The sequence below is a fragment of the Chimaeribacter sp. YP20170169 genome, from assembly GCF_056739715.1.
Window position 1 is genome coordinate 3,265,320 of sequence record NZ_CP176824.1, and the last position, 23,031, is coordinate 3,288,350.

Sequence of the window (23,031 nt, forward strand, 5' to 3'; positions counted from 1 at the left end):
ATTCCGAGCGGCGAAGCTGTTAAAATCCTGCGCCATCACAACGTAACAAGTGCCGCTCGTACAAACGGCGCTTATTTGCACAAATCCATTGACAAAAGAAGGCTGAACGGGCATATTCCTCGGCCTTTGAATTGTCCTCAATAGAACATTTTGGGAGTTGGACCTTGGCTAATATCAAATCAGCTAAGAAACGCGCCGTACAATCTGAAAAGCGCCGCAAGCATAACGCTAGCCGTCGCTCCATGATGCGTACCTTCATCAAGAAGGTATACGCGGCTATCGCAGCTGGCGACAAAGAAGCTGCACAAAAAGCATTTAACGAAATGCAACCGCTCGTGGACCGTCAGGCCTCTAAAGGTCTGGTTCACAAAAACAAAGCTGCGCGTCATAAGTCAAACCTGGCTGCGCAAATCAACGCAATGCAATAATCGCATTACGCTGTGTGCTTTGTTAAAAAAACCGGCTTAGGCCGGTTTTTTTACGTCTGCAGTTTACCTCTGGCTCTCCCCTCCCCCGCTGAACAGCGCTGAGAAGTCGCTGTGGCAGATGCGCTGCACCGCCGGGTGCTGGATCATCCGCTCGGCAAAGATCACGTAGTACTCCTCCTGCACCTGCTCCAACTGGCCAATCTTCTGCACCTGCATGGCACCGCCCATCTCGGCCGCATCCATCGCCGGGGCGACAAAAATGGCGTTGTTGCGCTGGCCGAAGGCGCTCATCAGTGCCGCGTCATCAAACTCGCCGAGGATCTCCGGCTGGATGCCCTGCGCGCCAAACCAGCTGAGCAGCTTGCGTCCCAGCATGGAGCGTCGACCGGGGATCAGCAGCCGCCGCTCGCTCAGGCAGGCCGGGAAAGGCGCAGCCGGCAGCGGCTGGCAGCAGTAGAAACCGATCGGGCACTCGCCCAGCTTCAGGGAGAACAGTCCCGCCTGTTGGCTGGAGTCCACCGGGCAGTCAGAGAGGATCATGTCCAGCTTGTGCTGGCTAAGCTGCTCCAGCAGCAGTTCATGGGTCGACTCAAAACAGCGCAGGTGGATGGGCGTCTCCACCGTTGCCACCGTCTCCAACACCCGGCTCACCAGCCGCTTGCTCAGCGCATCCGCCACGCCGACATCAAACAGCAGGCTCGACTCCTTGCGGTAGTTGACGATATCCAGCATCTCCTGGCTAAGCATGAACATGCGATCTGCGTAGCGGAACACCAGTTGCCCCAGTTCCGAGGGCACCAGCCCGCGCCCCTGGCGTTTGAACAGTTTGCCGCCGAGCCGCTCCTCCAGCGCCTTGATCTGGCCGGTGATGGTCTGCGGCGTCAGGAACAGCGCCTCCGCCGCGCCTGCCACGGAGCCAGCCTTGCAGATGTGCCAGAAGTAGTAGAGATGGTTGAAATTGAGATGGGACATACGCATGGTTTACCCCCGGTAGCGGCAGGTGGGGCCTGCCGCATCATGCTGGGGGCGGCGCAGGAGACGCCGCCCCACTCCGTCAGGCCGCGCGTTTGGCCGGCAACACCCGGCTCAGCACCAGGTAACCAAAGAACGCTGCCAGCAGCGATCCGCTCAGGATGCCAATTTTGGCGTAGGTAATCAGGTGCGGATCGTCATGACCGAAGGCCAGCCCGGCGATGAAGATCGACATGGTAAAGCCGATGCCGCACAGCACCGAGACCGCGCTGATGTGCTTGAACGTGATGTCATCCGGCAGGCTGGCGATGCCGATTTTCACGGCCAGCCAGCAGATCAGGGTAATGCCCACCGGCTTACCAATAAACAGCCCGGCGATGATGCCCAGCGGCAGGTCGGTGAACAGGCCAGCCAATGTCACGCTGCCAAACACAATGCCGGCGTTGGCAAAGGCGAACAGCGGCAGGATCACGCGCGACACCCAAGGGTGCAGCTGGTGCTCCAGCTGGCGCAGCGGCGATACCTTCTGGCCGCGGTTCAACGGGATCAGGAACCCGGTGATCACGCCCGCCAGGGTGGCATGGATCCCTGATTGCAGGATGCACACCCACAGCACCACGCCCAGCAGCAGGTAGATCGAGCGGGCATTGACGCCGCGCCAGTTCAGCAGTGCCATCACGGCGATCACCCCACCGGCGGCGGCCAGCGCGATCAGCGAGAGATCGGCGGTGTAGAACAACGCAATGATCACGATCGCACCCAGATCGTCGATGATCGCCAGCGCCAGCAGGAACGCCTTCAGGCTGACCGGCACGCGGCTGCCGAGCAGCGCCATCACCCCGACGGCAAAGGCGATGTCCGTGGCGGCCGGGATTGCCCAGCCGACGCGGGTGATTTCATCACCGGCGTTGAACAGCAGATAGATCAGCGACGGGGCGATCATGCCGCCGAGTGCCGCAATCACTGGGAACAGCGCCTTGTTAATGCCAGCCAGTGAGCCTTCCAGCAGTTCGCGCTTGACCTCCATTCCCACCAGCAGGAAGAAGATTGCCATCAGGCCGTCATTGATCCACCACTCCGCCGAGCGGGTAAAGTCAAACCCACCGGCCTGCAAAGGCAGGGAGAACTCAACCAGCGCGTGGTAGACGGGTTCCAGCGAGGAGTTTGCCATGACCAATGCCGCGGCGGCGGCCACGATCAGCACAATGCCGCCGGAGGCTTCCATATTGAAAAATTGCCTGATGATGTTATGCACGAAAGTCGTCCTTTAAAATGCTCTGTAGTGGATGCGGGCCTAAAGAGTACGCAATCGCATACATCGTTAAAAGCAGCTTTTAGATTATGATTGATTCGGCTTTACCGAAGTGTAAGTAGGATCAATTCTGTCTGGAAAAGCGGAACGGCAGACATAAAAAAAACCAGATGGCCGGGGCCATCTGGTTTCAGGGGAGTGATGCCTGCCGCGTTTTAGCGGGTCAGGTCATCAAAGAACTTTTTCACGCCGTCAAAGAAGGACTTAGAGCGCGGGCTGTTGTTCTCACCCGATGGGCCGCCCAGGCTATCTTCCAGCTCACGCAGCAGTTGCTTCTGGCGCTCGCTCAGGTTGACCGGGGTCTCCACCACCACGCGGCACAGCAGGTCGCCCTGACTGCCACCACGCACCGATTTCACGCCCTTGCCGCGCATACGGAACAGCTTGCCGGTCTGGGTCTCGGTTGGCACTTTCAGCTTCACGCGGCCATCGAGGGTCGGCACTTCAATCTCGCCACCCAGTGCAGCCATCGCAAAGTTGATCGGCACTTCACAGTAGAGGTTGTTGCCTTCACGCTCAAAGATCGGGTGGGCTTTCACCTGCACCTGAACGTACAGATCGCCTGCCGGTGCGCCATGCTCACCCGCTTCACCCTCACCCGCCAGACGGATGCGATCGCCGGTGTCCACGCCAGCCGGGATCTTCACCGACAGGGTTTTGGACTTCTCAACGCGGCCGTGGCCGTGGCAGGTGTTGCACGGATCTTTGATGATCTGGCCGCGACCCTGACAGTGCGGACATGCCTGCTGCACGGTGAAGAAGCCCTGACGCATCTGCACCTGGCCCGCGCCGTGGCAGGTCGGACAGGTGACCGGCGAACTGCCCGGTTTCGCGCCGCTGCCGTGGCAGATTTCGCACTCTTCCAGCGTCGGGATACGGATCTCTTTGGTGACGCCGCGTACCGCCTCTTCCAGCGTCAGCTCCATGTTATAGCGCAGGTCGGCGCCACGGCTGGCGCGCTGGCGACGGCCACCGCCAAAGATATCGCCAAAGACGTCGCCGAAGATGTCGCTGAAGTCCGCGCCACCGCCGCCAAAGCCGCCGCCACCGCCCATGCCGCCCTGCTCGAAGGCCGCATGGCCGTACTGATCGTAGGCCGCGCGTTTCTGCTCGTCCGTCAGGATCTCGTAGGCTTCTTTGATCTCTTTGAATTTGGCTTCCGACTCTTTGTCGCCCTGATTGCGGTCAGGGTGATATTTCATTGCCAGGCGTTTATAGGCCTTTTTGATCTCACGCTCTTCCGCTGTTTTGGAAACGCCCAAAATCTCGTAATAGTCTCTTTTCGCCATTGTTTTTTTCCTGCCCTCAACATGCGTGCACGGGCGTAAGGTTTCCCCGACGCCCGTGCCTGGTTGGCAGCGGCGGCGAGGGAAATGGGTTCCGCCGACGCCGCCGCTGTGCCCGCTTAAGGGCGATTATTTTTTGTCTTTAACTTCTTCGAACTCAGCATCAACCACGTCGTCATCTTTCTTCGCGCCGTCGGTTGCTTGGCCTTCCGCTGCGCCAGCCTGGGCTTGCGCCATCTCAACCAGCTTGCCGGAAACCTGTGCCAGCGCCTGCATTTTCGCTTCGATGTCGGCTTTGTCTTCGCCTTTCAGCGCCGCTTCCAGATCTTTCAGCGCAGACTCAATCGGTGCCTTGTCGTCAGCGGAGAGCTTGTCACCGGCTTCATCCAGCTGCTTGCGGGTGCTGTGCAGCAGGTGGTCACCCTGATTGCGGGTCTGAACCAGCTCTTCGAACTTACGGTCAGACTCGGCGTTGGCTTCCGCCTCACGCACCATTTTCTGTACTTCTTCATCGCTCAGGCCAGAAGAAGCTTTGATGGTGATCTTCTGCTCGCGGCCGCTGTTTTTGTCTTTCGCGGAGACGTGCAGGATACCATCGGCGTCGATGTCGAAGGTCACTTCGATCTGCGGCATACCGCGCGGTGCCGGCTGGATGCCGTCCAGGTTGAACTGGCCGAGGGACTTGTTGTCCGCCGAACGCTTACGCTCACCCTGCAGCACATGGATGGTCACGGCGGCTTGGTTGTCTTCCGCGGTGGAGAACACCTGGCTGTGCTTGGTCGGGATAGTGGTGTTCTTGCTGATCAGCGAGGTCATCACGCCACCCATGGTTTCGATACCCAGGGAGAGCGGGGTTACGTCCAGCAGCAGGACGTCTTTCACGTCACCTGCCAGCACGCCGCCCTGAACCGCTGCACCGATCGCTACCGCTTCGTCCGGGTTCACGTCTTTACGCGGCTCTTTGCCGAAGAACTCAGCCACTTTCTTCTGTACCATCGGCATACGGGTCTGACCGCCTACCAGGATCACGTCGTTGATCTCGGAGACAGAGAGGCCAGCGTCCTGCAGTGCCACTTTCAGCGGCTCGATGGAACGGGCAACCAGATCTTCTACCAGCGACTCCAGCTTAGCGCGGGTCACTTTGATGTTCATGTGTTTCGGACCGGTGGCGTCTGCAGTGATGTACGGCAGGTTCACGTCGGTCTGCTGGGCAGAGGAAAGCTCGATCTTCGCCTTCTCAGCGGCCTCTTTCAGGCGCTGCATTGCCAGCGGGTCGTTGCGCAGGTCAATGCCCTGCTCTTTCTTGAACTCGTCCACCAGATAGTTGATCAGGCGGCTGTCGAAGTCTTCACCACCCAAGTGGGTGTCACCGTTGGTAGCCAGTACTTCAAAGGTTTTTTCGCCGTCAACTTCATCGATCTCGATGATAGAGATATCGAAGGTACCGCCACCCAGGTCATAGACCGCGATGGTGCGGTTGCCGATGCCTTTGTCCATACCGTAAGCCAGCGCAGCGGCGGTCGGTTCGTTGATGATACGTTTCACTTCCAGACCCGCGATGCGGCCGGCGTCTTTGGTCGCCTGACGCTGTGCATCGTTGAAGTAGGCCGGAACGGTGATGACAGCTTCGGTTACCGGCTCACCCAGGTAATCTTCCGCAGTCTTCTTCATCTTTTTCAGCACTTCCGCAGAGATCTGCGGCGGGGCGATTTTCTGGCCTTTTACGTCGATCCAGGCGTCACCGTTGTCGGCGCTGATGATTTGGTACGGCATGATGCCTTTGTCGCGCTGGACTTCTTCGTCCTGGAAGCGACGGCCAATCAGGCGCTTAATAGCAAACAGGGTGTTTTGCGGGTTAGTGACAGCCTGACGTTTAGCCGGTTGGCCCACCAGGGTTTCACCATCCTGCGCGTAAGCAATGATGGAAGGCGTGGTGCGATCGCCTTCGCTGTTTTCCAGCACACGAGCCTGGGTGCCATCCATGATTGCCACACAAGAGTTGGTTGTACCCAGGTCGATACCAATGATTTTGCCCATCTAAACGTCTCCACTAAATATTCATATTCGATCAGGTTGCTAATGGATATGCGGGCGATTTTTTCGTTTTCAACGCCCGATATGTCCGGCTTGCCCGCGATTAGCAACTGCGGTTGCAAATAAGATGGGGCCAAGCGCGACGGCATCAAGGGGGCACTATGAAAAAAAGTGTGTTTTCTTCCCCGTTGGATCAAAGTCTGACCATCTGCCGCTGATTATGATGGCGCGCCCCATTACTCAGGGGGAAATGGGGAGGGGTTCTCCCCTTTTCAATTCAGCTACCGATCATTTTGATGCAGGGACTTTATGCACGAGAAACACTACGCCAACCCTGGCCCGCTTGGGCTGATGGGCTTTGGCATGACCACCATTCTGCTTAACCTCCATAATGCTGGCTTCTGCCCGCTGACCGCCGTGGTGCTCAGCATGGGGCTGTGCTTCGGCGGGATGGCGCAGATGCTGGCCGGCCTGATGGAGTTCAAGAAGGGCAACACCTTCGGCATGACCGCCTTTACAGCCTATGGTGCCTTCTGGCTCAGTCTGGTGGGCATTCTGCTGCTGCCGCGCCTTGGGTTGGCAGAGGTGGCGGATGGCGCGACCTTCGCCAGCTACCTGGCGCTATGGGGCCTGTTCACGCTGTTTATGTTTATTGGCACGCTGCGCGCCAACCGGGCATTGCAGGCGGTGTTCGGCACGCTGGCGCTGCTGTTTGTGCTGCTGGCCGCCAGCAATCTGACCGGCAATGCGGCGCTGCTGAAACTGGCAGGTATCGAGGGGATTGTCTGTGGCCTGATCGCCATCTATCTGGCGATGGCGGAGGTGCTGAACGAACAGTTTGGCCGCACCCTGCTGCCGATTGGCGCCCGCGCCTGACCGCCATAAAAAAAGCCCTGCTCAGCAGGGCTTTTTCACATCAGGGGTTGGCCATGCCACGTTGCAGCGGCGCCCCGCTCGCCTCCCCATCCAGATCGCGGCTCAAATAGAGCCCTACTCCCATTCCCAGCACGGCCAGCGCCAGCACGTAGTAGGCCGGGGCCATCGGCGTGACCGCCATCAGCAGCGTGACGCAGATGGGCGTCAGCCCGCCAAACAGCGCATAGGCGACATTATAGGAGAACGAGAGGCCAGTGAAGCGCACCTCCGCCGGGAAGGCGCGCACCATGACGTAGGGCACCGCGCCCACCACGCCGACGCCAAGCCCCGCCAGCCCGTAGGTGGCGAACAGCCAGCCCGTGCCGCTGGCCGCCAGGTGGTAGAAGGTCCAGGAGCAGATCCCCAATAGCAGGCTGCCGCCGATCAGCGCCTTGCTGGCCCCAAAGCGATCCGCCAGGCTGCCAGCGATGATGCAGCCGAAGATCAGCGCCACCGTCGCCAGACAGTTGGCCTGAAGGGTGAGCGCGGCTGGCAGGCCAAACTGCTTCTGTAGCCAGGTTGGCGTCATCAGGATCACCACCACGATGCAGGCGGAGAGCAGCCAGGTGAGCAGCATACTCACCACTAATGCCCGCCGATGCTGGCGCAGCACCGCCTTCAGCGGCAACTCCTGCGCCAGCGCCTTGCGCTGCTGCATCTCGGTGAACACCGGCGTCTCATGCAGCCAGCGGCGCAGGTACATCGCGCCGAGGCCAAACAGCCCGCCGAGGAAGAACGGGATACGCCAGCCCACGGCCGCCAGCGTTTGTGGCGTCATGAGCGTGTTCAGCAGGGTAGCCACGAAGGAACCGAGCAGGATGCCGACCGTCAGCCCGGCAGTCAGGGTGCCGCAGGCAAAACCGATGCGCCGACGCGGCACATGCTCCGCGACAAACACCCAGGCTCCCGGCACTTCGCCGCCAATCGCCGCTCCCTGCAACAGCCGCATCAACAGCAGCAACAGCGGCGCGGCCACGCCGATGCTGGCGTAGGTTGGCAACATTCCCATCGCCAGCGTCGGTAACGCCATCAGCAGGATGCTAAGGCTGAACATCTTTTTGCGGCCAACGATGTCACCGAAATGCGCCATCACGATGCCGCCCAACGGCCGCGCCAAATAGCCCGCGGCAAAGATGCCGAAGGTCTGCACCAGCCGCAGCCACTCCGGCATCTGGGCCGGGAAGAACAGCTCGCCAATCACTGCGGCAAAATAGACGAAGATGATGAAGTCGTAAAACTCCAGCGCGCCGCCCAAGGCGGCCAAGGTCAGGGTATGGAAATCGCGCCGGTTAAGGCGGCGGGCAGGCTCAGGAATCATCAGTCACCACGCGTCAATAAAGTTGCCGATATTTGTAAAGTTAACATTACTATATCGGCAATTTATCTACACACCAGCGTCAGCGCGGCTTATGGCGGAAAAAGTCCAACTTCAGCTTTTTGTTTCGCGAATCGCGCTTTTCGGGCGAAAAGCCACTGCAACATCGGGGTGGGTCTCAATGTAGGGGCCATCCAGCAGCTGTATGCAGTACGGCACACTAGCGAAAATACCGTGTACAATTACCTTTCCACTTTCATCCTTTAGCCCCTCCAACGTCTCTTTAATCGACTTCGGCTGGCCGGGTAGGTTGATGATCAATGCCTGCTTGCGGATCACCCCCACCTGACGGGAGAGGATGGCGGTCGGCACAAAGTTGAGGCTGATCTGGCGCATCTGCTCGCCAAAGCCGGGCATCTCGCGATCGGCCACCGCCAGCGTAGCGTCCGGGGTCACGTCACGGCGCGCCGGGCCGGTGCCGCCGGTGGTCAGCACCAGATGGCAACCTCTCTCATCCACCAGCTCGCACAGTGACTGCTCAATCAGCAGCTGCTCGTCCGGGATCAGGCGGGTCTCAATCTCAAACGGGGTCGCCAGCGCCGACGCCAGCCACTCCTGCAATGCCGGGATGCCCTTGTCCTGATAGATGCCGCTGGAAGCGCGGTCAGACACCGAGACCAGACCAATGCGTAATGTGTTCATCTTTTACCTTATGGCGTGCGCCAGTAAACCTGTTTCGCCCAGTATACGAATTCTGCCGCCGCGCCGCGCATAAAAAAGGCGGCCCAAGGCCGCCTTTCGCTGGTTAATGCGCCAGATCAGAGCAGATCGGCGATCATCTTCTCCAGTTTGCCCTGGTCAACGGCAAACTTGCGGATGCCGTCGGTCAGCTTCTCAACCGCCATCGGGTCGCTGTTATGCTCCCAGTAGAACTCGGATTCGGTCAGTGGCTGCGGGCGTGGTTTCACTTCACCGTTGAAGGAGAGTTTGCGCTCTACCCCGCCTTCGCTCTCGGCCAGCTCTTTTAGCAGCGCCGGGGCGATGGTCAGGCGGTCGCAGCCTGCCAGTTCGATGATCTCACCCACGTTACGGAAGCTGGCGCCCATTACCACGGTCTCGTAGCCGTGCTCTTTATAGTACTGGTAGATTTCGGTCACGGAGATCACGCCCGGATCTTCATGGGATTCGAACTCTTTCTTGTCGCCATTGGCCTTGTACCAGTCGAGGATACGGCCAACGAACGGCGAGATCAGGTAAGCGCCCGCTTCAGCACAGGCACGCGCCTGCGCGAAGGAGAACAGCAGCGTCAGGTTACAGTTGATGCCTTCGCGCTCCAGTTGCTCTGCGGCGCGGATGCCCTGCCAGGTGGAGGCCAGCTTGATCAGGATGCGATCGTTGCTGATGCCGGCATCGTTGTAGAGCTTCATCAGGCGCTTGGCCTTGGCGACGCTCGCTTCGGTGTCATAGGAGAGGCGCGCGTCCACTTCGGTGGAGATGCGGCCAGGAATCAGCTTCAGGATCTCCAGACCAATGTTCACCGCCAGCTTGTCAGAGGCGTCCAGGATCTGCTGGTCGCGGTCGCCGCTCTGGTCGCGCGCCCAGGCAATGGCTTCATCAATCAGTTTGCGGTATTCCGGGATTTGGGCTGCATTCAGGATCAGGGAGGGGTTGGTGGTGGCATCTTGCGGCTGGTACAACTTCATGGCCGCGATGTCGCCGGTATCGGCAACCACGGTGGTCAACTGGCGTAGGGCAGTAAGTTTGTTCGTCATAATGGCATTTCTCATAGGTGGGTATTGATGAAGGCCAGACGGCCTTGCCGTAGCCTGATAATAACATGCAAAGGGGGGCGCGCAAGACGCGCGTCAGGGAAAAGCGCACGCCCCGGCCGGGCAGGAAAGGCCGGGGAAATCGCGCGGGAATTCAACCAGTTCACGACGCGACAATGGGGCTGTCTGGATGCATAATTTGTGTGCTACAGTCGCGCCCATTACCAGCGTTCCCGCGTCGCAACGTCGGGTGGCGCCATCCGGGCATGGCTCAACGAGGCCCTCAATGACTGAACTGATTGTCTTTTTCAACACTATCCTGTGGGATTCCATCCTGTTCTACCTGCTGATTGGCGCGGGGCTTTACTTCACCTGGCGCACCCGCGGGATGCAGCTGCGCTGCCTGAGCGGCATGGCCAGCGCCCTGCGGCTGAGCCGTGTCCGCCAGCCCGGTGGCCTCACCTCCTGGCAGACGCTCTGCCTGACGCTCGGCGCGCGCATCGGGCCGGGTAACCTGACCGGCGTTGCCATCGCGCTGGAGAATGGCGGGCCGGGCGCCATCTTCTGGATGTGGGTGATGACCTGGATCGGGATGATGACCACGCTGGCGGAGAGCACGCTGGCGCAGCTCTATAAAAGCCGCGATGGGCAGGGACGCTTTCGCGGTGGCCCCGCCTACTATATGACGCGCGGGCTGGGGATGCGCTGGCTCGGCGTGCTGTTCGCCCTGCTGCTGATTGCCACCTTCGGCCTGACCCTCAATACTTTGCAGACCAACGCGCTGGCGGAGGCCAACCGGCTGGCGCTGCACTGCCCGCCGCTGGGGCTGGCGGCCGCCCTGCTGCTGCCGGCCGGCGGCGTGATGCTCGGTGGCCTGTCGCGCATCGCCCGCACATTGGCACTGCTGGTGCCGCTGATGCTGCTGCTCTACCTTGGGCTGGCGGGCTGGACGATCCTAAGCCATGCCGCTGAGCTGCCGCGCATTGCGCTGGCTATTTTTCGTGGCGCATTCGGTCTGGAGGAGGCGATGTCTGGCGCAATTGGGTATGGCATCTCTCAGGCGATGAGCCAGGGGCTGCAACAGGGGTTGCAGACCAATGAGGCGGGCATTGGCTCCGTGCCAAACGCCGCAGCCAGCGCCGCACCGCAACCGGCCCACCCGGTGTCACAGGGCTATGTGCAGATGCTGGGGGTGGTGCTGGATACCCTGGTGATTGGCAGTGCCACCGCGCTGGTGTTGTTGCTCGCGGGTCTGCCTGCCGTGACGGCGGATGCCCCCTCCCTCGCCCGGCAGGCGATGGCGGCCTGCGTCGAGCTTTGGGGCGGCGCGCCGATGATGGCGGTGATCGTGCTCTTCACCCTAACCACGTTGCTCGGCAACTATGTCTATGCCGAGAGCAACCTGCTATTCCTGACCCGTAACCGCACCGGCGGCCTGCCCTGGCTGCGCGGCCTGACGCTGGCCTGCGCCGGGCTGGGGCTGTTTTGGCAGGCTCCCTGGCTCAGCCCGCTGACCGGCAGCCTGCTGGCGGTGATGTCACTGGCCAACCTGACGGCATTACTGCTGCTCTCCGGCGTGACGGTGATGCTGGTCAAGGATTACCAGCGTCAGCAGCGCATTGGGCTGCTGCCGGTCTTCCACCCGGCGCACCACCCCAGCCTGCGCGGGCAACTGGTGCCGGGGGTGTGGGAGCCGCCGGCGTGACGCGCCCTATCAGACCCATCGCCCCTTTTTCGGCTGGGATTTGGTACAGTAGCGACAATGCACAGAATGGGACCGCGCCATGTTAACGATTATCTCTCCTGCCAAAACCCTGGATTACGAAAGCCCGCTGGCGACCCAGCGCCATACCCAACCGGCGCTGCTTGACCACAGCCAGCAACTGATTGAGCGTTGCCGCACGCTGACGCCCGCGCAGATCGCCAGCCTGATGGGCATCAGTGACAAGCTGGCCGATCTCAATGTAGGCCGCTTCCAGAACTGGACGCCCGCCTTCACGCCGGACAATGCGCGTCAGGCGCTGCTGGCCTTCAAGGGGGATGTCTACACCGGCCTTCAGGCACACACCTTCAGCGAGCAGGATTTTGACCACGCCCAGCAGCATCTGCGGATGCTCTCCGGCCTGTATGGCCTGCTGCGGCCGCTCGATCTGATGCAGCCCTACCGGCTGGAGATGGGCACCAAACTGGATAACCCGCGCGGCAAGGATCTCTATGCCTTCTGGGGTACCATTATCACTGAGGCGCTGAATGAGGCGCTGGCGGCGCAAGGGGATGAGGTGCTGGTGAATCTGGCATCTGATGAGTACTTCAAGGCGGTGAAAACCACGTCCCTGAAGGCGCAGATGGTGAAGCCAGTGTTCCTTGATGAGAAAAATGGCGTGTATAAGGTGATCAGTTTCTATGCCAAAAAAGCGCGTGGCCTGATGAGCCGCTTTATCATTACCGAGCGCCTCTCCCAGCCGGAGCAGCTCAAGGCGTTTGATTGGGAGGGCTACCGCTTCGACGCCGCCCGCTCACAGGGCAATGAGCTGGTCTTCATCCGGTCAGAGCAGTAAAAAAATGCCGGGCAAGCGCCCGGCATGGTTAACTTCCTCGCAATCAATAGGTGCCCTGCACCACCCACGGGCGGCCGGAACCGGTGCCCTGCTCACTGCCGGGTTCGTCGCCCATCGTCCACCAGGCGGCCTTGTAGTTGGTGCCTTTCCAACTGACGGTTTCGCCACCGGTGTACACTTCCTCTTCATCCCACAACGCATAAGGCGTCTTGCCTGAAGGCTCCGGCGTTGGGGTCGGGGTTGGGGTCGGCGTTGGGGTCGGCGTTGGGGTCGGCGTTGGGGTCGGCGTTGGGGTCGGGGTCGGGGTCGGCGCCTCCTCCTGCTCCTGCGGCGCGGAGATCACCGTCAGCACATAGTTCTGCTGGGTGGAGGATTGGTCATGGCTGTCCTTCACGATCAATGAGAAGGTAAAGCTCGCCTTTTCCACCACCTCTGGCACGGTGAACTCCAGCACGGCCGCGCTTTTGTCTGCCACGGCAATCGCCGCCGGCACGGTCCACTGGTAGCTGATGGCGTCATCGTCTGGGTCTTTCGAACCGGCCCCGCTCAGCCGTACCCGTGAGCCACCGACCACCTGCAACTCAATGGCGGCCACTGGCGCGCGGTTGGCGGCGCTGCTCTCTTCCTCTTGCGCAGGCTCGTCTGGCACGGAGCCGCTGACGTTCACCCCCTCAAAGTAGAACGGGGACATATCAATCACTTTATTGACGATCGGGCAACCCAGCCCTTCGCGGGCCGCATTGACCAGCACGCCATTGTCCTGGTCGATGGTCCAGGTGAAGAGCGCACCCAGCCCTTTCGAGGCCACATACTCACCCTTCGCTTTCACCGAGCGCGGGGTATCACAGGACATAAACACCTTGGTGTCCTTGTTATAGAGGTAATCAGCGTTGGCTACCTGATCGGTATAGACATCAAAGCCGTTGCGGCCACGCTGGTTCTCCAGGTCGAGATAGTTGTAGACCAGGTCGTACCATTCGGTGGTGCCGCTCTCAAAGGTCCCGACTGTGGTTTTGCCCTCTTCTGGTTTGTAGCTCCCCTTCAGCGGCGAGAAGCTGTCGATCTGCGTGTTCTGGCCGTTGCGGGTATAGGCCGCGTAACCGACGTTGATGCGGTCTCTCGGGAAGCCCTCAGCGATCAGGTAGTCAACGATGGTGTCGACACCCAGCGCACCGCTTTCCAGCGCATGCAGGTTGGTGTGGTGGGTCAATGTTTCTGCCCACGGCGTGCCGAAGAAGTCATAGGTCATAACGTTGATGGAGTAGAGGCCCGCGTTCATCAATGCTTTGACGTTGGAGTGGCCGAGCACGCTCACCACCGCCGAACTGGCGATACTGATTTTGACATCGGCGCGGTTGATGGCGGTCAGCTCCTTCTTCAGTTCGGCGATCAGCAGCGCGTAGTTCGGGCCATCCTCTGGGCCATGCGGGTTGTTGTTACCGATATTGTTGGGGTACTCCCAGTCAATATCCACTTCACTGAACATCGGGAAGCGTTTGAAGATGTTGGCGACGCTCTTGGCGAAGACGCTGCGCCCGTTGGCGGTTTTCGACATATTGTGGAAACCGTTACTCAACGTCCAGCCGCCGATGCTCAGGGAGAGCGCCAGGTTATGGCCCTGTGCCTTGGCTTTCTTTTGCAGATCGCGCAGGCCGCCAATCACCCCTTTGGTGTTGGCTTGGGTCAGGGTGGAAATTGACAACTCAACCCAACCCGGATTATCCAGCCCACAGTTGGTGGAGGAGGCGAAATCGCCCCACGGATCCAGGAAGGTGGCTTCATGCTCTTTTTTATTGAGTTGGCTGGCCGCATTCTCAATTGTCTGTTTCTTTTCACCCTGGTCGCCAACAATTCCAACAAAACCTAAAATAATTTTGTCATAGGCCGTCGGGGAGACATTTGCTAAATCATAACCACGACCGCGCGTCTCTGGCGTACCTACCCCACCCTGTAAACGGCCATCGTATTGTGACCAGTCAGTGTAATAGCCAAACACTTTGGGCTTATTAGCAGTGTTATATTTGTTGTAAACGGGTTTAATTACTCGTGCGGAGGTGGTGCTGTACTTGACCGTTTCCTTTGCCGGATCAAAACCATCCGCCTGATAGGATTGCGTGGTCAATGAATCGTCTTTCACAAGTTTACTTGTTGCCATTTTATTTACCTTATGTGGTGTTGAGATTAATCGCGCAGCATTGCGCTGCCGGAATCAATCTTTGCGTTATCGCCCCACAAACACAAATCACACCCCATCACATTTATTTTGATGCTAATCACTCATTCCGATAATAAAGCAGTGCCGAAGTATCCTCTTAAAAAAAAGCCTCTCTACTCATTGCCCGTTAAATTTTCTCATCATCATTTAGCAGCCGAAAGCATCCGAAACATTAATTTTCCTGACCTTAGATCGACATATTGATTTACCACATCGTTGTTAATTATTTCAAGATTTGACAGCCAAAAAATATAATTTGAGTAAAACTCAAAAGGGTTTTGAGTTAAGATAAAAAAGGTCCGGTTTTATTGAACAGGCTCGCAAAATAAAATAAACGACAAAGTTTTATCTCTCTCGGAACTAGATTATTGCCCAAACGGAATTACGCTTTTAAAAGTCCACCCGTTCCTGTAATGAACTTAACTCATAAGAGAGCTTAATATGATGAGCAATTACCTGTTAAATAAGATGTGCATCTTCAATGAAAATGCTAAAGAGCTGAAATTAGTGGACAGTGATGTCATTATTAAACTCACGTCAATGCGTGCCCGCTGCCTGAGCTATATCATTGAACATGCCGATGAAGATGTTATTGAGAAATCATCGCTGTCACAGGCGCTCTGGGGCAAACGTAGCCAATTTGCCAGCGACGCCAGCCTGACCCAAACCCTCTATCTGATTCGTAAGGATCTCAAGACGCTGGGCCTGGATGACTTCTTTATTACCGTTCCACGCTCCGGCATTCGGGTAAATGATACCGTACAGATTGAGAAAATAGAGAAGGCACCAGAGATGGTCTATCCGCGCAAGGGGCTTTATTTAACCGGCGGCGCGCTGATTCTGTTCTTACTGGCTATCGGTACGCTGTTCTTTCTTTATTAGCAGCCAATAAACAAGGGGTATCCTCATGTTTACGAATCCCGTGATTAACAGCATCCTTGAAAAAGAGGGGGCATACGTCAACCATGCCAATGACCTGGGGGGCGAAACCTGCTGGGGAATTACCGAAAAGGTGGCCCGCAAGCATGGCTATGTGGGTGAAATGAAAGATCTTTCCAAAGAGGAGGCCTACCGTATCCTAGAGGATGACTACTGGCGTTCACCAGGGTTTGACAAGGTGCATGATCTGGCGCCTCTCCTCGCACTGGAGATGTGCGATGCCGGTACCAATATTGGGACGGGATTACCCATACGCTGGCTACAGCGGTGGTTGAATGCGTACAATAATCAACAGAAGTATTATCCAGATATTGTAGTGGACGGGATAATTGGGAGCAAAACGTTATCTTCACTGGAATCTTTTCTAAAAAAACGACAGCCACACGGTGAGAATGTATTAACACGTTCATTAAATTGTTCACAAGGACACTACTATCTGGAACTGGCTGAAAAGCGGGAGCAGAATGAGTCGTTTATTTATGGGTGGATAGATCATCGAGTAACACTAATATGACACAAAAAAAAGGAGAACTCGCGTTCTCCTTTTTTGACTTTGTCACTATGCTTTATTTAGTGAGTAATGTGTGTCCCTGGACGATACTGCTTATCCGTTCGCCCAGGGCAGTCAACAGCGTTCCTGAAAATACGCCACCAAGGCCCGCCACCATAATAACCATATGGGAGCTTAACCCGCGTTCAATCCCCAGCACGCTGAGGATAAATCCGGTAAAGCAGGAGATGCACACCTGCATAATACAGTTGCTGATGCGATTCTTTTTTGGCAGCTTGCCGGGCTGCAACAAAATCCGGATTACCCCGCCCCAGGTTGCCATCACGATGATGGTCAGGAACAGTTCGAATTCCATAAAGGCAAAATTTTCCACGGTAGTTACGGTCATGGTAGAACCCTCATATAGGAAGAATAAAAACGTTAACTTTCGACTGAGGCCTATGGTAATGAGCCACCCCTCGCCTTGCAAATCACGACATCTCTTTTTTGTTGCGTGAGCCTTACCACAAAATAGATCTCTTTTATTGTTATTACGTGAGGCATGCGATTTATCACATCATCTTTTCTTTGATGATATTTACACAGAGGGATAAAAGAGGATGATAAAGGACGGGTAAAATTAGCTTTTAATACTTTTGAATTGAGAGATCAACGCGGCAATGGAAGAACGATAAGCTGAATTAATATAATAGTTGGCGTAAACATTAACCGGATAGGGTTCCAGTTCAGGCGGCAACGTGAGCCAGGCCAACTTTCGCCTCTCTTTATCTATCAAGAAAGTGGCAATGCTTTCAGGCAAAATGGCAATCATGTCGCTTTTTTCAATCGCATTGATGATGCCGTTAAAACTGTTGGACCGATAAGTAACCTTACGCTTTCCCCGGAACTCATGGTTAATATGCATTAAGCTGCCTAACAACGTCGTATCCATGTCTGACACTTCGCCATTTAATCCGGCATGTGGCAGTGAGTAATAGTTTGCCAAGGTCATTGCTCCGCCGGACGCCAATAAATGGTCTGCCCGGCAGACGGCAACGAATTTTTGCAGACTCCCTATTTTTTCGGTGATGACTGACTCATGCATCAGCGGGAAGAACGTCATTGCCAGCTCACACTTATTTTGCAAGAGGCTATCCGTTAATTCGAACTCATCCTGGTTGGTCAGCGTATAAAAAACGATGCTATTTATCTCTAAATAGCCTTGCTCAACAAGCTGAGAAATATAAAATGACTCGATAAAATCTGATCCAGATATTCTAAAAAACTCTAAATGACTCTCCTCCTTTTGGTACAAATCTATTACATTATCTACGATATCAATTGCTTGTCTGAATGAACGATTAATTTCCAGGGCGGAAGGTGTCGGTTTAAGTCCGGTGCCGGTACGAATGAACAGCTCCTGACCAAAATGGCGTTGCAGCCGGCTGAGTGAAAGGCTGACGGCGGAAGTGGAGAGGTTCAAACGTTTTGCTGCTTTAGACGCGCTCCCTGCGGCAATGACCTCATCCATAATTCGGATGAGGTTGTAGTCGAATAAGGGGGGACGCCTTTCTTTCATTGCTGCCTCTTGAGAGTTTTAGGCACGGTATCACTTTAGATATCGCTTCATACTTCTCGGGGTAAAATAACTTAGCCTAACTCACCTAAAAAGATTTAAAACTGAGAAGTTTGCTACAGGTGAAATGGTTGGAGAATCTATATGTATAAAAAAAGGCCATTATAAAATGGCCTTTATCTGAAAACGGGACTGTCGAATTTTAGGCAGGAATATTCAGTAAAAATTCTCTTATTTTCAGGTAGTCAGCTGGCAGGGAATGTGACAATAATGCCTGTTCGGCGCGGGCAGCCAATGCTTCTGGCAAATCAATCGCCCGTCCAAGGATCTCTTCCACACTCTCTTTGAATTTCGCCGGATGGGCAGTTCCCAGGAACAGGCCAAATTCACCCGGCTGCAACTGGTCGCGTAATAAGCGATAGGCAATGGCCGCGTGCGGCTCTGACAGGTAGCCCTTCTCATCCAGCTCGCGCATGGTGTCGCGGGTAACCTCGTCGTTGACCGCGCCGTAGCCCAACTCCTTCAATTGCCAGGTTTTACGGCGGAACAGCTCCTCCACGCGCGGCCAGTTGTTCGGCTGGCTGACATCCATCGCGTTCGCCAGCGTGGCGACCGTGGTTTGCGGCTGCCATGCGCCCTGTTGCAGGAAACGCGGCACCGTGTCGTTGGCGTTGGTGGCAGCGATGAAGCGTTTCACCGGCAGGCCGAGCGACTTAGCCAGCAGGCCGGCGGTAAGGTCGCCGAAGTTGCCACTCGGCACCGAAACCACCAGCTGGTTGCGCGCCTCTTGCGGCAGTTGCGCCACCGCTTCGAAGTAGTAGCAGATTTGCGCCAGCAGGCGGCTGATGTTGATGGAGTTGGCAGAGTTCAGCCCCAGCCGCTGTTTCAGCTCCTCATCGTCAAAGGCCTGCTTGACCAGCGCCTGGCAAGCGTCAAAGTCGCCGTCAACGGCCACGGTGTGGATGTTGCCGCCCAGGGTGCAGAACAGCTTCTCCTGCAACGGGCTGATCTTGCCCTCTGGGTAGAGGATCACCACCCGTACGTTCTCCATGCCGTAGAAGGCGTGGGCCACCGCCGCGCCGGTGTCACCGGAGGTGGCGGTCAGGATGGTCACCGGCTGGTTGCCGGAGAATTCCGCTAGCATCTGCGCCATAAAGCGGCCGCCGAAATCTTTGAACGCCAGCGTTGGGCCGTGGAACAGCTCCAGCGCCGCGACATCCGGTTCCACCTGCGCCAGCGGCGCCGGGAAGGTAAAAGCGGCGGCCACGCGCTCGCGCAGTACCTCGGTCGGGATCTCTTCGCCGATATAGGCGGAGAGGATGCGGGTGCTGCGGGTCACAAAGTCCTGCTCCAGCAGGCGATCAATCTCGGTCAGTTCGAACTCCGGCAGTTCCAGCGGGAAGAACAGCCCCTGCTGTTTGCCTAGCCCCTGCTTCACCGCCTGGGCGAAACTGACTTGTTCGTTGTGATCCTTCAGGTTGTAGAGTTTCATGGCTTATCCTAATTGTCGTGCGCCGGCAGTATCCAGACGGCATATATGAACAAAACCTTCATCATTTTGCAGGTAGTGCTGCTCTAACCATGCGGCCATGCGCTGCGCGGTCGCCGCGTCATCACAGACGGCAAACAGCGTCGGGCCGGAGCCGGAGATGCCGCAGGCCAGCGCGCCAATCTCGCTGGCCGCCTTGCGCGCCTCGGCAAAGCCCGGCAGCAGGCGGGTGCGGTAGGGTTCAGCGATCACATCCTGCATCAGTTTGGCGGCCAGCAGCGGCTGGCGGGTGTGGCAGGCGTGGATGAAGCCCGCCAGATAGCGGCCGTGGCTGATGCAGTCCTGGCGGCGGTACTGGGCAGGCAGGATGGCGCGTGCCTCGGCGGTGGAGACTTTGATGCCGGGATAGGCCATCACCCAGAACCAGTCATCGAAGCAGGGCACTGGCTGGCTGATGGTGTCCTCCACCTCCAGCATCAATTGCAGCCCGCCCAGGTAGCAGGGGGCGACATTGTCGTAGTGCACGCTGCCGGAGATGCGCCCCTCCAGCTCCCCCATTAGGGAGAGCAGGCGGTTCTGGTCGAGCGGGCGGTCACAGAACTCATTCATCGCCATCAGACCGGCGACCACCGAACAGGCGCTGGAACCCAGCCCGGAGCCGATGGGCATATTCTTCTCGAGCGTCATCGCCACCGGCACTTCGCGGCCAATCTCCTGGCAAAAGCGCTGCCAGCACTGGTAGACGATGTTCTCTTGCGGGTCGGCCGGCAGCTTGCTGACGAAACGCCCCTCATTACGCAGACTGAATGTGGCAGCCGCCTCAACGCTGACGCAGTCGCCCAGCAGGGTGCCGTCAACCGGCGACACGGCGGCGCCCAGGACATCAAAGCCCACGCTGACATTGCCGATTGACGCCGGTGCATACACCTTAACCATATTAAACCCCCAACTTCCATGACAGTGTGCGTAAAAGATCTGCAAAGACGCCGGCGGCGGTCACATCGTTCCCGGCACCGTAGCCGCGCAGCACCAGTGGCAGCGGCTGGTAGTAACGGCTGTAGAAGGCCAGCGCGTTCTCCCCATTCTTCACTTTATACAGAGGATCGTTGCCATCAACGGCCGCGATCTTCACCTTGCAACGCCCCTCCTCAATGGCACCGACATAGCGCAACACCTTGCCGGCATCACGCGCCTGCGCCACCCGGCGGGCAAACTCCTCATCCAGCCCCGGCAGGTGCTGGAGGAACGCCGCGACATCGCCGCTGGCGTCAAAGTGCGCTGGCAGCACCGGCTCCACCTCAATCTGGTTCAGCTCCAGCGTGTAGCCCGCCTCACGTGCCAGAATCAGCAGTTTGCGCGCCACGTCCATGCCCGACAGGTCGTCACGCGGATCTGGCTCGGTGTAGCCCATCTCCTTCGCTTGTAGGGTGGCGGCGGAGAGCGACATCCCCTCATCCAGCTTGCCAAAGATAAAGGAGAGCGAGCCAGAGAGGATGCCGGAGAAGCGGGTCAGCTCATCGCCAGCGTTCAGCAGGTTCTGCAAGTTCTCAATCACCGGCAGGCCCGCGCCCACGTTGGTGTCATAGAGGAACTTGCGGCGTGAACCCTGCGCCGCCTTGCGCAGCTGGTGGTAGTAGTTCATCGACGAGGTGTTGGCCTTTTTGTTCGGCGTCACCACGTGGAAGCCATCCGCCAGGAAATCGGCATACTGGTCAGCGACCACCTGGCTGGAGGTGCAGTCGACAATCACCGGGTTGAGCAGGTGGTACTCCTTCACCAGCCGGATCAGGCGGCCAAGGTTGAATGGCTCACGCGCCGCGCCCAGCTCGTCGCGCCAGCTCTCCAGCGAGATGCCGTGCACGTTGGTCAGCATGGCGCGCGAGTTGGCGATGCCACACACCCGCAGGTCGATGTGCTTCTGCTTGAGCCACGCCTGCTGGCGGGCGATCTGCTCGATCAGCGCACCGCCGACCCCGCCGACGCCGATGACAAACACCTCAATGACCTGATCGGTGTTGAACAGCATCTGGTGGCTGACGCGCACGCCGGTGGTGGCGTCATCGTTGTTGACCACCACCGAGATGGAGCGCTCGGAGGAGCCTTGGGCGATCGCCACGATATTGATGTTGGCGCGCGCCAGCGCCGAGAAGAATTTGGCGGAGATGCCGCGCAGGGTGCGCATACCGTCGCCGACCACCGAGATCACCGCCAGCCGCTCCATCACGTCCAGCGGCTCCAGCAGGCCATCCTTCAGCTCGAGGTAGAACTCATCCTCCAGCGCTTTGCGGGTGCGCGCCATATCGCTCTGCGGCACGCAGAAGCTGATGCTGTATTCGGAGGAGGATTGGGTGATCAGCACCACCGAGATGCCGGCGCGCGACATCACGGCAAATACCCGCGCCGCCATGCCGACCATGCCCTTCATGCCCGGCCCGGAGACGTTGAACATCGCCATGTTATTGAGGTTGGTAATGCCCTTGACCGGGTTGGCCTCGTCGCGGCTCTCCAGCCCAATCAGCGTGCCCGGCGCCTGCGGGTTGCCGGTATTCTTGATCAGGCAGGGGATCTGGAACTGGGCGATCGGCGCGATGGTGCGCGGGTGCAGCACTTTCGCGCCAAAGTAGGAGAGCTCCATCGCCTCCTGGTAGGACATCGATTTCAGCAGGCGTGCGTCCGGCACGGTACGCGGGTCGCAGGTGTAGACGCCATCCACGTCAGTCCAAATTTCGCAGCAGTCAGCGCGCAGGCAGGCGGCCAGCACGGCGGCAGAGTAATCGGAGCCGTTACGCCCCAGCACCACCAGCTCGCCCTTCTCATTGCCAGCGGTGAAGCCCGCCATCAGGATAATGTGGTCAGCCGGGATCTCGGCGGCGGCGATGCGCAGGGTGGATTCGGTAATGTCCACTGTGGACTCCAGGAAGTGCCCCTGTGCCAGCAGCTTCTCCACCGGGTTGATGACGGTGACCGGGTAGCCCTTGGCAGTGAACAGCGCCGCCATGATGGCGATTGAGAGCTTCTCACCCAGACAGATGATCCCAGCGTTGACGCTGTCCGGGCACTGGCCCAGCAACGCGATGCCGTGCAGCTTCTGCTTGAGCTGGCCCAGCTCCTGCTCAACAAACGCCTTCACCCCCGCGAGATCAAAGCCCGGCTGCGCCTGCGCCAGCCCCTCGAGCAGCTCGGAGAAGATCCGCTCGGCGTCGCTGATATTCGGCAGGATATCCTGACCGGCGACGGTTTTTTCGATCATTGCCACCAAGTGGTTGGTGATCTTCGCCGGTGCGGAGAGCACGGTCGCCACCTGTCCCTGACGTGCATTGCTTTCCATAATATCGGCCACGCGCATGAAGCGTTCCGCATTGGCTACCGAGGTCCCGCCAAATTTCAGCACTCGCATTTCTGGTTTCTCCTGAATTGATGCCGAAAAAAAAGCCCGCACTGTGAGGTGCGGGCTTTTTTCTTGTGTTTCCTGTACGCGTCAGCCCGCCCCGTTACCTGTGGTAGCGGTGGTGGTAATAATTGTGGTGTTCAGGCTGATGAGTCGCATGGAGTCTGTCTGTCAAATTTATCTGTCCCCCTATTAGCTAAAGCAATCGCCCTTCCAAGTCAATTTATTTCTAAAAAGGCGGTGCAGAAGGCCAAGGGAGTTCAAAAACAGTTCCCGCTATGAAAGCCGGACGCGCCAACCGGATTGCCAGCCCTCTGGGAACCGTACAGAGGATTCCACTACGGA

At 57.9% G+C, this 23,031-nt stretch carries 20 protein-coding genes and 1 other annotated feature; of the genes, 6 read left to right on the forward strand and 14 right to left on the reverse strand.

Annotated elements, in window-relative coordinates; translation table 11 throughout:
• Positions 1-164: 164 nt before the first annotated feature.
• The gene (gene rpsT / locus ACK3SD_RS14870) at positions 165-428 is read left to right on the forward strand and encodes a 30S ribosomal protein S20 (RefSeq protein WP_481125993.1); all 264 of its coding nucleotides are present in this window, start codon (positions 165-167) and stop codon (positions 426-428) included.
• A gap of 63 nt (positions 429-491) precedes the next feature.
• Here rpsT and nhaR read toward each other — a convergent pair whose 3' ends face one another.
• The 4 genes from nhaR to dnaK form a co-directional block, all read right to left on the reverse strand.
• On the reverse strand, positions 492-1,406 hold the full coding sequence (gene nhaR, locus ACK3SD_RS14875) for a transcriptional activator NhaR (protein ID WP_481125994.1): 915 nt from the start codon (positions 1,404-1,406) through the stop codon (positions 492-494).
• Between the two features lie 76 nt (positions 1,407-1,482).
• Entirely contained in the window at positions 1,483-2,655 is a 1,173-nt protein-coding gene (gene nhaA, locus ACK3SD_RS14880; protein ID WP_481125995.1) for a Na+/H+ antiporter NhaA, read from the reverse strand.
• Between the two features lie 212 nt (positions 2,656-2,867).
• On the reverse strand, positions 2,868-4,001 hold the full coding sequence (gene dnaJ, locus ACK3SD_RS14885) for a molecular chaperone DnaJ (RefSeq protein WP_481125996.1): 1,134 nt from the start codon (positions 3,999-4,001) through the stop codon (positions 2,868-2,870).
• Between the two features lie 126 nt (positions 4,002-4,127).
• Complete coding sequence (gene dnaK, locus ACK3SD_RS14890) at positions 4,128-6,035, reverse strand: molecular chaperone DnaK (RefSeq protein WP_137764335.1); 1,908 nt, start codon at positions 6,033-6,035, stop codon at positions 4,128-4,130.
• Between the two features lie 306 nt (positions 6,036-6,341).
• Here dnaK and ACK3SD_RS14895 point away from each other — a divergent pair, with 306 nt between their 5' ends.
• Positions 6,342-6,908, forward strand: coding sequence for an acetate uptake transporter (locus tag ACK3SD_RS14895; RefSeq protein WP_481125997.1), 567 nt, complete (start codon positions 6,342-6,344; stop codon positions 6,906-6,908).
• Positions 6,909-6,948: 40 nt separating this feature from the next.
• On the opposite strand, the gene ACK3SD_RS14900 is transcribed toward ACK3SD_RS14895, so the two are convergent.
• From ACK3SD_RS14900 to tal, 3 genes are all read right to left on the reverse strand, one after another.
• On the reverse strand, positions 6,949-8,265 hold the full coding sequence (locus tag ACK3SD_RS14900; protein WP_137764337.1) for an MFS transporter: 1,317 nt from the start codon (positions 8,263-8,265) through the stop codon (positions 6,949-6,951).
• Between the two features lie 111 nt (positions 8,266-8,376).
• On the reverse strand, positions 8,377-8,964 hold the full coding sequence (gene mog, locus ACK3SD_RS14905) for a molybdopterin adenylyltransferase (protein WP_481125998.1): 588 nt from the start codon (positions 8,962-8,964) through the stop codon (positions 8,377-8,379).
• A gap of 116 nt (positions 8,965-9,080) precedes the next feature.
• Entirely contained in the window at positions 9,081-10,034 is a 954-nt protein-coding gene (tal, locus tag ACK3SD_RS14910; RefSeq protein ID WP_137764339.1) for a transaldolase, read from the reverse strand.
• A 283-nt stretch (positions 10,035-10,317) separates the two neighbouring features.
• Between tal and ACK3SD_RS14915 the strand changes: the two genes are divergently transcribed.
• Both ACK3SD_RS14915 and yaaA read left to right on the forward strand, forming a co-directional pair.
• Positions 10,318-11,736: an alanine/glycine:cation symporter family protein gene (locus tag ACK3SD_RS14915; RefSeq protein ID WP_481125999.1), complete on the forward strand. Its 1,419-nt coding sequence runs from the start codon at positions 10,318-10,320 to the stop codon at positions 11,734-11,736.
• A gap of 79 nt (positions 11,737-11,815) precedes the next feature.
• A complete protein-coding gene (gene yaaA / locus ACK3SD_RS14920) occupies positions 11,816-12,589 on the forward strand; it encodes a peroxide stress protein YaaA (RefSeq protein ID WP_481126000.1) in 774 nt (257 codons plus the stop codon).
• A gap of 43 nt (positions 12,590-12,632) precedes the next feature.
• On the opposite strand, the gene ACK3SD_RS14925 is transcribed toward yaaA, so the two are convergent.
• Complete coding sequence (locus ACK3SD_RS14925; RefSeq protein WP_481126001.1) at positions 12,633-14,744, reverse strand: glycoside hydrolase family 18 protein; 2,112 nt, start codon at positions 14,742-14,744, stop codon at positions 12,633-12,635.
• 501 nt (positions 14,745-15,245) lie between these two features.
• On the opposite strand from ACK3SD_RS14925, the gene ACK3SD_RS14930 reads away from it, so the two are divergent.
• Together ACK3SD_RS14930 and ACK3SD_RS14935 are read left to right on the forward strand one after the other, a co-directional pair.
• A complete protein-coding gene (locus ACK3SD_RS14930) occupies positions 15,246-15,686 on the forward strand; it encodes a winged helix-turn-helix domain-containing protein (protein WP_137764343.1) in 441 nt (146 codons plus the stop codon).
• Positions 15,687-15,711: 25 nt separating this feature from the next.
• Positions 15,712-16,257: a glycoside hydrolase family 108 protein gene (locus ACK3SD_RS14935; RefSeq protein WP_481126002.1), complete on the forward strand. Its 546-nt coding sequence runs from the start codon at positions 15,712-15,714 to the stop codon at positions 16,255-16,257.
• A gap of 52 nt (positions 16,258-16,309) precedes the next feature.
• Here the strand turns inward: ACK3SD_RS14935 and ACK3SD_RS14940 are convergent, their stop codons facing one another.
• The 6 genes from ACK3SD_RS14940 to thrL all read right to left on the reverse strand — a co-directional run bounded on the left by ACK3SD_RS14940 (position 16,310) and on the right by thrL (position 22,845).
• Entirely contained in the window at positions 16,310-16,642 is a 333-nt protein-coding gene (locus tag ACK3SD_RS14940) for a phage holin family protein (RefSeq protein ID WP_481126003.1), read from the reverse strand.
• A 231-nt stretch (positions 16,643-16,873) separates the two neighbouring features.
• Entirely contained in the window at positions 16,874-17,812 is a 939-nt protein-coding gene (locus ACK3SD_RS14945; protein WP_481126004.1) for a LysR family transcriptional regulator, read from the reverse strand.
• 199 nt (positions 17,813-18,011) lie between these two features.
• Positions 18,012-19,301, reverse strand: a complete 1,290-nt coding sequence (gene thrC, locus ACK3SD_RS14950; protein WP_137764347.1) for a threonine synthase — start codon at positions 19,299-19,301, stop codon at positions 18,012-18,014.
• 3 nt (positions 19,302-19,304) lie between these two features.
• Complete coding sequence (gene thrB, locus ACK3SD_RS14955) at positions 19,305-20,234, reverse strand: homoserine kinase (protein WP_481126005.1); 930 nt, start codon at positions 20,232-20,234, stop codon at positions 19,305-19,307.
• Between the two features lies 1 nt (position 20,235).
• Complete coding sequence (thrA, locus tag ACK3SD_RS14960; RefSeq protein WP_481126006.1) at positions 20,236-22,695, reverse strand: bifunctional aspartate kinase/homoserine dehydrogenase I; 2,460 nt, start codon at positions 22,693-22,695, stop codon at positions 20,236-20,238.
• A gap of 25 nt (positions 22,696-22,720) precedes the next feature.
• Positions 22,721-22,838 (reverse strand) — a sequence feature (Thr leader region).
• Positions 22,777-22,845 carry a thr operon leader peptide gene (thrL, locus tag ACK3SD_RS14965; protein WP_137765028.1) on the reverse strand — a complete coding sequence of 23 codons (69 nt, stop codon included), beginning with the start codon at positions 22,843-22,845 and terminating at the stop codon, positions 22,777-22,779. Its footprint overlaps the feature before it by 62 nt.
• Positions 22,846-23,031 lie beyond the last annotated feature (186 nt).